Source organism: Propionicimonas sp., from assembly GCF_034927565.1.
In the GTDB taxonomy this organism is placed as follows: Bacteria; Actinomycetota; Actinomycetes; order Propionibacteriales; family Propionibacteriaceae; genus Propionicimonas.
In genome coordinates this window covers 99,543-112,461 of the sequence record NZ_JAYFPT010000008.1, presented here as the reverse complement: position 1 = coordinate 112,461, position 12,919 = coordinate 99,543, and the positions used below count along the sequence as shown (strand labels likewise).

13 protein-coding genes are annotated in these 12,919 nt (G+C 66.1%); 10 read left to right on the top strand and 3 right to left on the bottom strand.

Annotated features, from left to right (window positions below; genetic code table 11):
• The first annotated feature begins 70 nt into the window (after positions 1-70).
• From VB080_RS02505 to VB080_RS02460, 10 genes are all read left to right on the top strand, one after another.
• The gene (locus VB080_RS02505; RefSeq protein WP_323416841.1) at positions 71-2,431 is read left to right on the top strand and encodes a leucine-rich repeat domain-containing protein; all 2,361 of its coding nucleotides are present in this window, start codon (positions 71-73) and stop codon (positions 2,429-2,431) included.
• Positions 2,432-2,549: 118 nt separating this feature from the next.
• Positions 2,550-2,771, top strand: a complete 222-nt coding sequence (gene infA / locus VB080_RS02500) for a translation initiation factor IF-1 (protein WP_083851572.1) — start codon at positions 2,550-2,552, stop codon at positions 2,769-2,771.
• A gap of 72 nt (positions 2,772-2,843) precedes the next feature.
• Positions 2,844-2,957: a 50S ribosomal protein L36 gene (gene rpmJ / locus VB080_RS02495; RefSeq protein ID WP_094450807.1), complete on the top strand. Its 114-nt coding sequence runs from the start codon at positions 2,844-2,846 to the stop codon at positions 2,955-2,957.
• Between the two features lie 327 nt (positions 2,958-3,284).
• Positions 3,285-3,659 carry a 30S ribosomal protein S13 gene (gene rpsM, locus VB080_RS02490; RefSeq protein ID WP_323416840.1) on the top strand — a complete coding sequence of 125 codons (375 nt, stop codon included), beginning with the start codon at positions 3,285-3,287 and terminating at the stop codon, positions 3,657-3,659.
• A gap of 109 nt (positions 3,660-3,768) precedes the next feature.
• On the top strand, positions 3,769-4,185 hold the full coding sequence (rpsK, locus tag VB080_RS02485) for a 30S ribosomal protein S11 (protein WP_323416839.1): 417 nt from the start codon (positions 3,769-3,771) through the stop codon (positions 4,183-4,185).
• 26 nt (positions 4,186-4,211) lie between these two features.
• A complete protein-coding gene (gene rpsD, locus VB080_RS02480; RefSeq protein WP_323416838.1) occupies positions 4,212-4,817 on the top strand; it encodes a 30S ribosomal protein S4 in 606 nt (201 codons plus the stop codon).
• A gap of 188 nt (positions 4,818-5,005) precedes the next feature.
• The gene (locus VB080_RS02475) at positions 5,006-6,010 is read left to right on the top strand and encodes a DNA-directed RNA polymerase subunit alpha (protein ID WP_323416837.1); all 1,005 of its coding nucleotides are present in this window, start codon (positions 5,006-5,008) and stop codon (positions 6,008-6,010) included.
• A gap of 32 nt (positions 6,011-6,042) precedes the next feature.
• Complete coding sequence (gene rplQ / locus VB080_RS02470; protein ID WP_323416836.1) at positions 6,043-6,642, top strand: 50S ribosomal protein L17; 600 nt, start codon at positions 6,043-6,045, stop codon at positions 6,640-6,642.
• Positions 6,643-6,961: 319 nt separating this feature from the next.
• On the top strand, positions 6,962-8,803 hold the full coding sequence (locus VB080_RS02465) for a DUF222 domain-containing protein (RefSeq protein ID WP_323416835.1): 1,842 nt from the start codon (positions 6,962-6,964) through the stop codon (positions 8,801-8,803).
• A gap of 210 nt (positions 8,804-9,013) precedes the next feature.
• On the top strand, positions 9,014-10,204 hold the full coding sequence (locus VB080_RS02460) for a hypothetical protein (RefSeq protein WP_323416834.1): 1,191 nt from the start codon (positions 9,014-9,016) through the stop codon (positions 10,202-10,204).
• A 48-nt stretch (positions 10,205-10,252) separates the two neighbouring features.
• On the opposite strand, the gene VB080_RS02455 is transcribed toward VB080_RS02460, so the two are convergent.
• The 3 genes from VB080_RS02455 to VB080_RS02445 all read right to left on the bottom strand — a co-directional run bounded on the left by VB080_RS02455 (position 10,253) and on the right by VB080_RS02445 (position 12,900).
• Positions 10,253-10,732, bottom strand: a complete 480-nt coding sequence (locus VB080_RS02455) for an OsmC family protein (protein WP_323416833.1) — start codon at positions 10,730-10,732, stop codon at positions 10,253-10,255.
• A gap of 254 nt (positions 10,733-10,986) precedes the next feature.
• Positions 10,987-12,090 (bottom strand): transglycosylase family protein, encoded by a 1,104-nt coding sequence (locus VB080_RS02450; RefSeq protein ID WP_323416832.1) that lies wholly within the window; start codon positions 12,088-12,090, stop codon positions 10,987-10,989.
• A gap of 201 nt (positions 12,091-12,291) precedes the next feature.
• Positions 12,292-12,900 (bottom strand): superoxide dismutase, encoded by a 609-nt coding sequence (locus tag VB080_RS02445; protein ID WP_323416831.1) that lies wholly within the window; start codon positions 12,898-12,900, stop codon positions 12,292-12,294.
• Positions 12,901-12,919 lie beyond the last annotated feature (19 nt).

Sequence of the window (12,919 nt, the reverse complement as noted above, 5' to 3'; positions counted from 1 at the left end):
CCGCATGCCATTCACTGATCGGGGTATTTCCCCTATCGTTGGAGGCACCATCTCGGGAATACGGTGCGATATGAGCGTAAAGACGCGCTTGCTGGCAGCCACCCTGGTGTTCGGACTGCTGGGGCTGCCGGCCCCCGCCGTGGCGGCCGAACCCGACGGAATCCCCGATCCGGGCCTGCGTGCCTGCATCGCCCGGGCGCTGGGGGTGAAGCCCGCCGCGGAGTTCAGCACCCGGCAGCTCGCCGGCATCACAAGCCTCAGTTGCGACGGCGCCGAGGCCGAACCTGTCGGCAGCCTGACCGGCATCGGACAACTGACGTCGCTGGACTTCCTGACGCTGAAGCACCAGGCCCTGGCGGACCTCGCTCCGCTGGACGGCCTTGCGATCAGCAGTTTCTCGCTCTACCGCTCACAGCTGACCGGTGAGTTCGCACCACTGCACCTTCCCCGGCTGACCTACATCAGCCTTCGAGGGTCGCATGTGCCCAGCCTCTCCCTCCTGAGCTCCCTGACCACAGTGGCGCGGATCGATCTGGTCGGCGCTACTTTCCCTGACCTTGCCGGGCTCGTTCCGCTGACCTCCCTGGAGTACCTGTCGTTGGGGTACAACGATGACGCTGACCTCACAGGGCTGGCAGGTGTGTCGGTCGACGAGGTCTTCTTCATTGACCACGAGGCGACGAGTCTGCCCAACCTCGGTCAAGCTCCGGCGGCGCGGAAGCTGGATATCTACGGCGACAAGCTCCGGGACCTCGATGGCCTGACCGGCTGGAGCACCTTGAAGGAACTGGAGTTGGCCACTCCGGCCGTGACCGACTTCTCCGGGCTGTCTGGCCTGACAGGACTGACGACGCTGGTCTCGTCCAACCATTCGCTGCCCGATCTGCGGCCGGTGGCGGGGCTGAAGAGCCTCACCAGGCTTGAGGCGGTTGGACACGGAATTACCGATCTCTCGCCCCTGTCCGGTCTCACCAAGCTCACATCGCTTCGTCTGGAAGCGAATGAGATCGTCGACCTGTCGCCGCTGGCCGGGCTGCATGAACTGACCAGCCTTTGGCTGGAAGGAAACTGGATCACCGACCTGTCGCCGCTGGCCGGGCTCACCAAGCTCACCCAACTCGCCGTCGCGGGCGGAGCCATCACCGACGTCCGTCCGCTGAAGAACCTGACCGCGCTCACCACGCTCGATCTCAGCCGCAATTGGATTCAGGACGTGAGCAGTCTCAAGCGGCTGACGAAGCTGGAGACGCTCGACCTGGAGTCCAACTGGGTGGACGATGTACGCCCGCTCGCGGCCCTGCCGAAGTCCGCTTACCTGGGATTGTCCTTCAACCGGATTCTCGACCTGAGCCCGTTGGCTGGGCATTCCGGGGAACTCCGGGCAGCCCGGCAGCGGGCGGAACTGGAGGAGGCCGTCTTCGGCGCACCCTGGCCGGTCAGAATAGCCGGGCTCGACGGCAAGCTCCCGGCGACGACAACCTTCACGGAGGGCGCCAGTTACAGCGGCGGAAAGCTGCGCTACACGATTGCCGGCCCGCACCACATCTCGTTCGCCTCCCGCGGCAACCCTGAGACGGCCTTCAGCGGTGAGATCCGGCAGCGGGTCGGGCCCGACCAGTGGTTCAACAAGCCGAAGCTGCGGGTCCAGAACGCACCGGTGGTCGGCGCCACCATCGGCGCCCGCTACACCACCGGATGGAAGCCTGCCCCGACGAAGGTGAGCTACCAGTGGTACCGCGATGTGAACTCGATCCCCGGCGCCACCGGGCAGAACTATGTCGCGACCACCAAGGATGTCGGGCACCGGTTGCGAGTGCGGGCGCGGGCGTCCCGTGACGGCTACCACCCCGCAACGGCGTGGTCGGGCTACACCCAGAAGGTCAGGTCGGCCAGTTTCCGGGCGGCGCCGCGTCCGACCATCACCGGTTCGGCGAAAACCGGCCAGAAGCTGACGGTGACGGTTCCCCGGCGGGAGCCGGCAGCCACCACGGTCAGCTACCAGTGGTACCGGGACGCGAAGAAGATCGCCAAGGCAACCAGGCCCAGCTACACCCTGACGGCGGCGGACAAGGGCAGGCGGGTTTCGGTGCGGGTGACCTACAAGGCTCCGGGGATCCGGACCGAGCAGATGTTCAGCAAGAAGACCGCCAAGGTGACTGCCGGTCCGGTCCGCTCCCAGACCCCGGCGATCGCCGGGACGGTCGCTGTCGGTAAAAAGGTCACAGCGAAAGCCGGCAGCTGGGGTCCGGGCAAGGTGACGATGCGGTACCAGTGGCGTCGGGACGGCAAGGCGATCAAGGGCGCGACCAGGAGCAGCTACCGGGTGAGCACCAAAGACGCCGGACACGAGCTCAGCGTGACGGTAACGGGGTCGCGCAAGGGCTACCGTACTGTCACGAAGACCTCGACCGTCATGCTGGTCCCGCGCTGAGCCGCACCGACGGTGGCACCCCGTGATTTGAGGGGATCCCTGCGGGTGGCGTAGACTCGACCCTTGCATGACCTGCGCTGGCAGTCGCGTGCGTCCACATCTCATACGTTAGGGAGTAATGGCGAAGAAGGAAGGCGCCCTCGAACTCGAGGGAACCGTCGTCGAAGCCCTGCCCAATGCCATGTTCCGGGTGGAACTGGCCAACGGGCACAAGGTTCTGGCGACGATCAGCGGCAAGATGCGGCAGCACTACATCCGCATCATTCCGGCCGACCGGGTCGTCGTCGAGTTGTCCCCCTACGACCTGAGCCGCGGACGCATCGTCTTCCGGCACCGGTAGGCCACAGATAACCACCACCAGTCCGGTCACGGGGCTACCCCTGCGCTCGGCGATGAGTCAGAAAGTTGCTCGATGAAGGTCCAGCCGAGCGTCAAGAAGATGTGCGACAAGTGCAAGGTGATCCGCCGGCACGGTCGCGTGATGGTGATCTGCGACAACCCGCGCCACAAGCAGCGCCAGGGCTGAGTACCAGTCCTTGCCCCGCTCCCGCGGGACGCGGAGCACCCGGACGACCGACGCCGTCCACACAACCGAAGAACAACTGAACAGGGTGGGTACCGCCCACCAGAGCCCGAAGGGGCTCGATCGCAACTGATACTGCACGGAACGCCTCTGGCGCGACTCGCAGCGTCAGCCGCAATCAAACACCGAACGTGATCGCAACGGTGGAGCCGTAAGGCTCCGCTTCCACCCCCGGACGAAGGCCGGGGCCCACGCCAGGCGGCGAGGGGACGCATCACGCCAGACACCTTCGCGAGCCGCAGGGCTCGAAGACTGAAAGGTAACCGCCTGATGGCACGCCTCATCGGGGTCGATCTGCCGCGCGAGAAGCGCCTGGAGATCGCCCTCACCTACATCTACGGCATCGGTCGCACCCGGGCCGCGGAAACCCTCAAGGCCACTGGGATCAGTGGTGACATCCGTGTCCACCAACTCACCGACGAGCAGCTGGTCGCCCTGCGTGACCACATCGAAGCGAATTACGAGACCGAAGGTGACCTGCGCCGCAGCGTCGCCGCGGATATTCGTCGCAAGATCGAGATCGGCTCCTACCAGGGCCGTCGTCACCGTATGGGCCTCCCCGTCCGTGGTCAGCGCACCAAGACGAACGCTCGCACCCGCAAGGGCAAGAAGAAGGCCGTCGCAGGGAAGAAGAAGGCTCGCTGACAGCGGCCGGTCTGCCGACTGAGGCGAGCGAAGAACGAACTTGTTCGGACTTCCGAGCCAATCGAGGCACCCAACGTAGTTGTAGACACGAAAGAGACTGAGAACACAGATGGCTACTGCAGGCCGCTCGGCGAGTTCCAAAACCGCCAAGACCAAGCTCCGCCGCAAGGAGAAGAAGAACGTCGTCGCCGGACAGGCGCACATCAAGAGCACGTTCAACAACACGATCATCTCGATCACCGACCCGACGGGCGCGGTGGTCGCATGGGCCTCCGCCGGCACCGTCGGCTTCAAGGGCTCCCGCAAGTCCACCCCGTTCGCGGCCGGCATGGCCGCCGAGGCCGCCGGCCGGCGTGCCATGGAGCACGGGATGAAGCGCGTGGACGTCTTCGTCAAGGGCCCCGGCTCCGGCCGGGAGACCGCCATCCGTTCGCTCGGCGCGGTGGGTCTGGAGATCGGCCCGATCTCCGATGTGACCCCCGTCCCGCACAACGGCTGCCGTCCGCCGAAGCGTCGTCGCGTCTAGTCCCGAGCTGAGAAGGAGTTCAACCCATGGCCCGTTACACCGGACCCATCACCAAGAAGTCCCGCCGGCTCGGCACCGACCTGGTGGGCAATGACAAGGCTTTCGAGCGCCGCGCCTACCCGCCGGGCATGCACGGCCGGGGCCGCACCAAGGAGAGCGAGTACCTGCTGCAGCTCCGCGAGAAGCAGAAGGCCCGCTTCGCCTATGGCGTGCTGGAGAAGCAGTTCCGCCGCTACTACGAAGAGGCCAACCGGCTGCAGGGCAAGACCGGTGACAACCTGCTGATCATCCTCGAGTCCCGGCTCGACAACGTGATCTACCGGGCGGGCTTCGCGTCCACCCGCCGCCAGGCCCGCCAGTTGGTCGTCCACGGCCACTTCCTGGTCAATGGTCGTAAGGTCAACGTCCCGAGCTACCGGGTCAGCGCCTACGACGTCATCGACGTCAAGCCGACCTCGCAGAACGCCTACCCGATCGTGGTCGCCAAGGAGACCCACCACGAGCGCGTGGTGCCTGCCTGGCTCACCGTCCGTCCGAACAAGGGCCGAATCCTGGTGCACCAGCTGCCGGTCCGCGACCAGATCACCATCGACGTCAACGAGCAGTTGATCGTCGAGCTCTACTCCAAGTAATCCCTGGAGCGCCGGCACTCCGATCAGCGTCGTGGTGCCGGCAACCCGGTGGTCCGGGTCCGCCGGACTGCCGGGATCGGCACAAGTCACCGTCATATAGCGGGCGGTGGGAAACCGACAGAGGCGAGCGGCAAGCAGGTTGGCCTGTTGCCCGAGCCGATCGAGGCTTCCAAGAGAGGAAACCACAGATGCTCATCGCACAGCGTCCGATCCTTACCGAAGAGGTAGTGGACGACTTCCGTTCCCGGTTCGTCATCGAGCCGCTGGAGCCCGGCTTCGGCTACACCCTGGGCAACTCACTGCGTCGCACTCTGCTGTCGTCCATCCCGGGCGCGGCGGTGACCAGTATCAAGATCGAGGGCAACCAGCACGAGTTCTCCACTCTGGAGGGCGTCGTCGAGGATGTCACCGAGATCGTGCTCAACCTCAAGCAGCTGGTGCTGTCCTCGGAGGAGGACGAACCGGTGGTGATGTACCTGCGCAAGGCCGGTGCCGGTGCGGTGACCGCCGCCGACATCGCCCCGCCGGCTGGGGTGGAGATCCACAACCCCGACCTGCACATCGCCACGTTGAACGACTCCGGCAAGATCGACATGGAGTTGGTCGTCGAGCGTGGACGTGGCTACGTGTCAGCCGTCCAGAACAAGAACCCCGACGCCGAGATCGGCCGGATCCCGGTCGACTCGATCTATTCGCCGGTGCTCAAGGTCACCTACAAGGTCGAGGCCACCCGCGTCGAGCAGCGCACCGACTTCGACAAACTGATCATCGACGTCGAGACCAAGACGTCGATCCTGCCGCGCGACGCCGTCGCCTCGGCTGGCAAGACGCTGGTCGAACTGTTCGGGCTGGCCCGCGAGTTGAACGTGGACGCCGAGGGCATCGAGATCGGCCCGTCCCCGGTGGACGAGCAGATGGCTGCCGACCTGGCGCTGCCGGTGGAAGAACTCAAGCTCACGATGCGCAGCTACAACTGTCTCAAGCGCGAGGGCATCCACACCGTCAGCGAGTTGGTCTCCCGCTCCGAGCAGGACCTGCTGGACATCCGCAACTTCGGCTCCAAGTCGATCGAGGAGGTCAAGCTGCGGCTGCACGAGATGGGCCTGTCGCTGAAGGACAGCGCCCCCGGCTTCGATCCGCTGGCGGCCCTGGGCCACTACGACGCGGCCGACGACTACGACGATCAGTACTGAGCTGATCCCCGCCTCACAGGAGAAACACGACAATGCCAAAGCCCACCAAGGGTCCCCGTTTCGGCGGTAGCCCGGCACACCAGCGGATCATCCTGGCCAACCTGGCCACCCAGCTGTTCGAGCACGGGAAGATCACCACCACCGAGGCCAAGGCCAAGCGCCTGCAGCCGCTGGCTGACCGTCTGATCAGCAAGGCCAAGCGCGGCGACCTGCACAACCGGCGCTTGGTGCTGGCCACGGTGACCGACAAGGGCGTGGTGCACACCCTGTTCACCGAGATCGCCCCGAAGCTCGCCGAGCGTGAGGGCGGCTACACCCGGATCACCAAGATCGGCCCCCGCAAGGGCGACAACGCCCCGATGGCGGTCATCGAGATCGTGACCGAGTCGGTCGAGGAGTCCCGTAAGGCCAAGGCGAAGGGCAAGGGCGCGGCTGCCGCCAAGGCCGAGCCCGCCAAGAAGGCACCGGCGAAGAAGGCCGCCGCCAAGAAGGTCGAAGAGGTCGTCGAGCAGGCTCCGGAGGCTGCCGAAGAGTCGGTCGAGGAGTCAGCGGAGGCTCCCGCGGCCGAGGAGGCCGAGGCCGTCGAGGCTCCTGCCGAGAGTGCCGAGCCGGCCGAGGAAGCCAAAGCCTGATCCTGCGGCAATCGCGACAGCGCCGTTCACCGTTGGGTGGGCGGCGCTGTCGCTTTCATCGTGTCGTGCGCGCTGATCGGCTGGTGATCTGGTCAGCCCCACCGGCAGGAGTCAGTGATCGCGGCTGCGCCCGCCGTGGGTGGGGAACGCGCTCCGAGCGATGTACCTGCGGCACGCGAGGACGCAGCGCAGCTCCTTCACAGCTGGTGCTACCGCCAAGAACCCCGAAGTGCCACCCATGTGGTGATGCAGAACTGTCACCGAAGTCTTGAGACATAACACGAAGAACTTGTCGGACCGGGCTGCAATAATAGTACACATGTTCGAACTGGTGGATGTCTCGCGGATGGACGCGGCAGCGGCGCTCGATGTGGTCGAAGCTGCTGAGCGCGCTGGCAGGCTGGTCGCCGTCCAGCGCGCGCTGGCGATGCTCCGGGTGGTACGCACCTACCGGGGCGAGGTTCCGGCCGACAAGGTTGAGATCGGTGCCGACGGGACGCCGCAGGTGGATGACTTCGCCTGTCTGGAGTTGGCTGCGGCCCTTCATCGGGAACCGGTCGGGGTCAGGGTCGAGGTCGCTGAACTGGTCACCCTCCAGGCCCGTCACCCGCGGCTGTGGGCACAGGCGCTGGCCGGGGAGTTCCCGTTGTGGCAGGCTCGCAAGATCGCGCGCCAGGCCTGGGAGTTGCCGCTCGAACTCGCCCTGTGGGTCGACGTGAGCATGGCGCCGTTCATCGGGCGGCTGTCGTTCGGCAGGCTGGCCCGGTTTGTTGACGCGCTGGTCGCCCAGGCCGACCCGCAGGCGGCGAACGAACGGTTCGAACTCGCCCGCCGTTCCCGCCGGGTGACCATCGGGGAGTCGAGTGCTGGGGTGTCGCCCCTGTACGGGCTGGTCGACGCTGCCGACGGCATTTACCTCGACGCTGCCCTGGCACGCTTCGCCGACATCCTCGCGGCCTGCGGCGACACCGCTCCGGTCGAGATCCGCCGAGCGACCGCGCTGGGCATCCTGGCCACCCCCGCCCGCGCACTGGCCATGTTGCAGGCAGCAACTCAGCCCGTACTGGTCGGGGCGATCGAGGAGGATTCGGCCAGGGTCGCACGCGATGTCGAGACCGTCGCAGACGAGTTCGGGCCGCGGTCGCCGCAGCATTGCGCCGGTCACACCTGCGGCACGATCACCGTCGATCCCGACCGCCTGCTGCCCAAAGCCACGCTGGTCGTGCACCTGTCCGAACACACCCTGGACGCCGGGCGTGGCCTGGCCCGCGCCACCGGGGTCGGAGCGGTCACGCTGGAACAGTTGCAGGTGTTGCTGCACAACAAGCGGATCACGGTGCAGCCCGTCCTCGACACCGACGGCATCACTGCAGTCGACTCCTACGAGATCCCCGCCGCGATTCGCCGGGCCGTCCTGGCCCGCCATCCCTGGGAGGTCTGGCCCTACGGTGGCCGGTCCAGCGCCAAGCTCGACCTGGACCACACCCGTCCCTACCGATGGGACGGTACGCCCGGCCAGACCTCCGTGAGTAACCTCGGCCCGCTGTCGCGCAAGGCGCATCGTGCCAAGACCCACGCCGGCTGGCAGGTCAGTCAGGACGGAGCCGGCACCTTCTGCTGGACCAGTCCGCTCGGCCGGCACTATCTCGTGGCCGCCAACGGGCTCACCTACGCACGGGGGCCGGCAACCGCGGACGTCCTGGGCCGGCCGCGCCCGGGGCGCCACCGCTGTTGCCGGATCTGCCCCATGGCGACCGGAGAACGCCGTCAGTTTCCAGGCCTGGTCGCCGGCGCGGGAGCGGAGTTCGGGGCAGGCGGACCGCCGTGCGTCGTCCGGGCTCAGCCTCACTCGCGACCCGACGCCGCAGCCTGGTCCCGCTCCGGCGCTGATGGGCTGCGCCCTGACCGCACCCGACGCGATGAAGGTCACAGTGTCACTCTGCCCAGTCAGGGAACGTCGAGGCTGGTTCGGCCCGATCCGTTGTACCGGTTCAGCGTCCTGAACCGGCTTTCGGCGTGCCCGGACTGGCTGCGACGGCCCCCGTGGCGCCAGTGCAGGCTCGCAGTCAGATCGCAACGCCGACCTGCTCCGGCAGACTCCGCCTCCGCGCCGAGAGGCAGATCAGATCGCCCGAGGGGGCGCCGTCTGGCTCGACGGTAGCGGCGACCGCCCGCGCGACTTCAACGAACCAGGCAACGTGGTCCTGCTTTCCCACCGATGGCTGGAGTCCACCGACCATCGGCCGGTCTTCGAAACCGGTCCTGTGTCGCCTCCGTCCTCGTAGCGAACGAACTGTTCCAAGAGTTGGCGATGGCGACCAGTTCAGTCTGGCCGGTGACTGATCGCTCCCGTAGTCTCAAGGTGTGGGGTGTGGCGCAACGACGCGCCCTCCCTTCGCTACAACACCACATCGGAGGATCCATGCGATTCCGTTCGATCGTCCTAGCGGCTGCTGTGCTGCCGCTGGCCATCGGTGGCTGCCAGCAAGATCGCGACCTGAGCGAGCCGCCCCCGGCAACGGCGAGCGACACACCACCGGTTGTGTTGAGCGCACCTGAAACCGCAGCTCCGCCAGACCCGGGTTCTCCGGCCACCGCGGGGCAAGCCTCTGCCTCGATTCACACCGATGTACCAGAAGACTTTCCTTTGGTGCCGTACTGGGGCGCCATTCGCCGAGGTAAACAGTGGGTAAGCAACACGGTGTCAGAGGACGTCCGGATTAACTGGGAGTCGCGAGAGGCTGCTGTTGCTGGCTGTATGAAGGATCGAGGGTTCCTCTATTACCCACGGCCCTGGACAACCGGTAGCAGTGCACCGGATGTCGAGGATCGGGACTACCTCGCCGTTCCTCGGCTACCGGCGAGTCGCGCCGAGGTTCAGGCATCCGGCTACGGCGTTGAACCTCGGCCCGCAGACCGGCCTGAGCAGACCGACGAGAACCAGGCGTATATCGACTCGCTCACCAAGTCAGAGCTGAGCGCTTACCTGATCGCGATGTATGGAGTTGACACGACCGCACAAGACCATGATCCGTACAACCAGCCGGAGGAGCTCGGCGGTTGCCTCGGCGATGCTGAACGCACGTACCCCGATCCGGCTGGAGCGCATGCGGATCGAGACGTGCTTGTGCGATTTGGGGACCTCGTCACTCGCGTAACGATGCAGACCCGCCACGGTCGCGTCTTCGAGCAACAAGAGATCATCAGCCTCAACCGCGAATGGCGCCAGTGCATGGCCAAAGCGGGTTTCGCGATCGATGACCTACCCGAGGGCAGACCCTGGGACGGTCCGATTCAGGCCTACGTCAGGGCCCAGATGACCAGTCCGTCCGGTGACGTCGCGGAGGCCGGTGAGGGCGACACCTCGGTGCCGGATGACCAGACCCGCCTGGTCGGCTCCGACCCCGAACGCCAGATTGCGCTACGTGACTTCGACTGCCGGGAGAAAACCGACTACCTGAGCCGGTTCATGCAGGTCCAGCGAGAGCTGGAGCAGGCCTTCGTCGATGCCAATCGCAAGGAGTTGGACAAGATGGTCGCGCTGGTTGACAGTCTTGGGTGAGCGCGAGGGGGAACCGGCTGGGGAGCGGTGGTCGTGGTCTGGTGATGGTCAGTCGGCGGCTTCGAACTCAACGGTGGGGTCGTGCTGGATGGGGACGCTCACGGAGCGGGCGATGAAGCAGTACTCGCCGACCTTGTGGTGCAGTTCACGGGCCAGGACGGGATCGCTGTCGGCGGTGATGGTGACTCGGGGCCGTAGTGTCACCGAAGTGAACCGTCCGCTGCCGTCAGCCTCCTCGGTCATCACCCCGGACGGGGAGTCGGCATAGCCGGTCACCACCACGCCGGCGCCCACGCACAGCCACAGGTAGGTGAGCAGGTGACACTGGGCGATCGAGGCGAGGAACAGCTGTTCGGGGTTCCAGCGGTCGGGCACTCCGCGAAAGGGCGGGTCGGCGGTGCCTGGCAGGCTGCCCGGTCCATCGGCGACGATCTCGTGGTCCCGGCTGTAGTCACGGTAGCCAGTAGTGCCGAAACCGGTGTTGCCGGTCCACGTCAGTTCCAGATTGTAGAGATGGTCGCGCGGCACGTCGGCTCCTTCCAGGCCGGTTTCAGCTATCGGGGCTTGGCCCACTGTCGGCGGGGACGTGGTTCCACTTCCACCTCAGGATAGCCGGAACAGCCAGTGGCGCCGCCCGGGGGGAGGGGCGGCGCCACTGGTGAGGTAGCCGGGTCTGTGGTGGTGGGGGAGGGGGCGGCCCGGGCCTCAGTTTGGTGGGAGTGGGTGGATCAGGTGGGGGATCAACAGGCTCCGATCGTCATTGCCGGATCTCGGGTGTCGCGTCAGGCGGCGTGCCGACAGCCCCAGGGCTTCAGGCCGGCCTTGGCGTAGTAACGGTTGGCGACGGTGATCTGTTCGGCGCGGCTGGCCTGGTGCGGATAGGCGGCGAAGTCACGGCCACCGTTGGCATTCCAGGAGGCCTTGGAGAACTGCAGACCGCCGTAGTAGCCGTTGCCGGTGTTGATGTGCCAGCGCTTGCCCGACTCGCACTTGGCGATCCGGTCCCACATGGCGGCACGCGCCAGGTTCAGCCCCTTTCCGGAGCTGCCGGCCTTCTTGGTGCCGACCGCCTTCACAGCATCCTGTGGCTCGGCGACGATCTTCTCCGCGATCCGTTTGGTCTGCTTGACCTTGCCGTTCACCTTCGTGATCTCGTAGGTGCGCTTGGCCTCGCCGTCCCTGCCGGACTGCAGCAGCTTGGACTCCCCGAGCCAGAGCGAGGAGTTCTTCCTGGTGGTGGTCTGGAACGGGATCTTCTCGGTCTTGGTCTTGGTGGTGACCTCGACCCGATCCACCGTGACGGTCAGCTCCGCGGTGACGTCGGTGGTGGCGACCGGCTTCAGGACGTCGTCGGCATCCAGGATGACTCCCTGCTCGGCCAGCAGGTCGGCGACGGTGTCGCTGGTGGTGGTCAGGTCCTGCTTCTTGCCACCGACCTTGAGAGTGACCTGCTTCGGTGTGGTGACGTCGACACTGAGGCCTTCGCGGGGCAACGCCGCGGACCGTGAGATCGACAGCTTCGACTGGCCGAGTTCGCGGAGCTGGAACTCGCCCAGCGCCGCATCGAGGGTGGTGGCGGTGGTGTGGATGGTGACAGGGGAGCCGTCCACGGTGAGTGTCACCGGACGGCTGTACGCGACGGTGATGGTCTCTCCGTCCGAGACGGTGTCATCGAGCGCGGGGTAGACCAGGTCGCGGTCGCCGACGGTGATGCCCTGGGACGCGAGCACATCGGACACGGTCAGTGCGAAGGCGCCGGCAGGTACGGTCTTGCCATCCACCTTCAGGGTGACGTCCTTGTGCAGTGCGCTGGCCGCAGCGGTGCCGCCGCCGAGCAGCGCCATGGTGAGCGCTCCCACTGCCAGAACAGTTGACTTCTTGGGCAAGACCGAATTCCCCCAGCTGGATGACATGCTTTCTGAGAACAGACTGCCTCATTCTGAGAGACAGTGCAAACTTTCTCAGGAAAGTCCTCTCCCGGTGGGACCGGAGCTCGGCCTCCCCAGACATGCCGGAGCCCCGGCCGGGACGGTGCTCGGACGGGGCTCCGGACAGCTCTGGCGAAACAGGTCTGGCGGACGGCGCGATCAGAAGATGGCGGCAGCCCTGGCCTTGGCCAGCCGGTCGGTGACGTCGGCCCAGTTGACCACGTTCCACCAGGCGGTGACGTAGTCGGCCTTGACATTCTTGTACTGCAGGTAGAAGGCGTGCTCCCACATGTCCAGCTGCAGCACCGGCAGTTGCCCGACCGGCACGTTGGCCTGTTGGTCGTAGAGCTGGTTGATGTTCAGCCGCTGGCCGAGGGTATCCCAGACCAGCAGTGCCCAGCCGGAGCCCTGGATGCCGTTGGCCGTCGCGGCGAACTGCTTCTTGAAGCCGTCGAAGGAACCGAAGAACTCATCGATCGCCGAGGCCACCTCGCCGGTGGGCTCACCACCGCCGTCGGGGGACATGTTCTTCCAGAACACCGAGTGGTTGATGTGGCCGCCCAGGTGGAAGGCCAGATCCTTCTCCAGCTTGTTGATGGCACCGAAGTTCCCGGACGCGCGTGCTTCCGCCAGTTGCTCAAGGGCGGCGTTCGCGCCGGCGACATAGGCGGCGTGGTGCTTGCTGTGGTGGAGCTCCATGATTTCGGGCGCGATGTGCGGGGCGAGGGCTCCGTAGTCGTAATCGAGATCCGGCAGCGTGTAGGCCATGGACTTCTCCTCGTGTGTG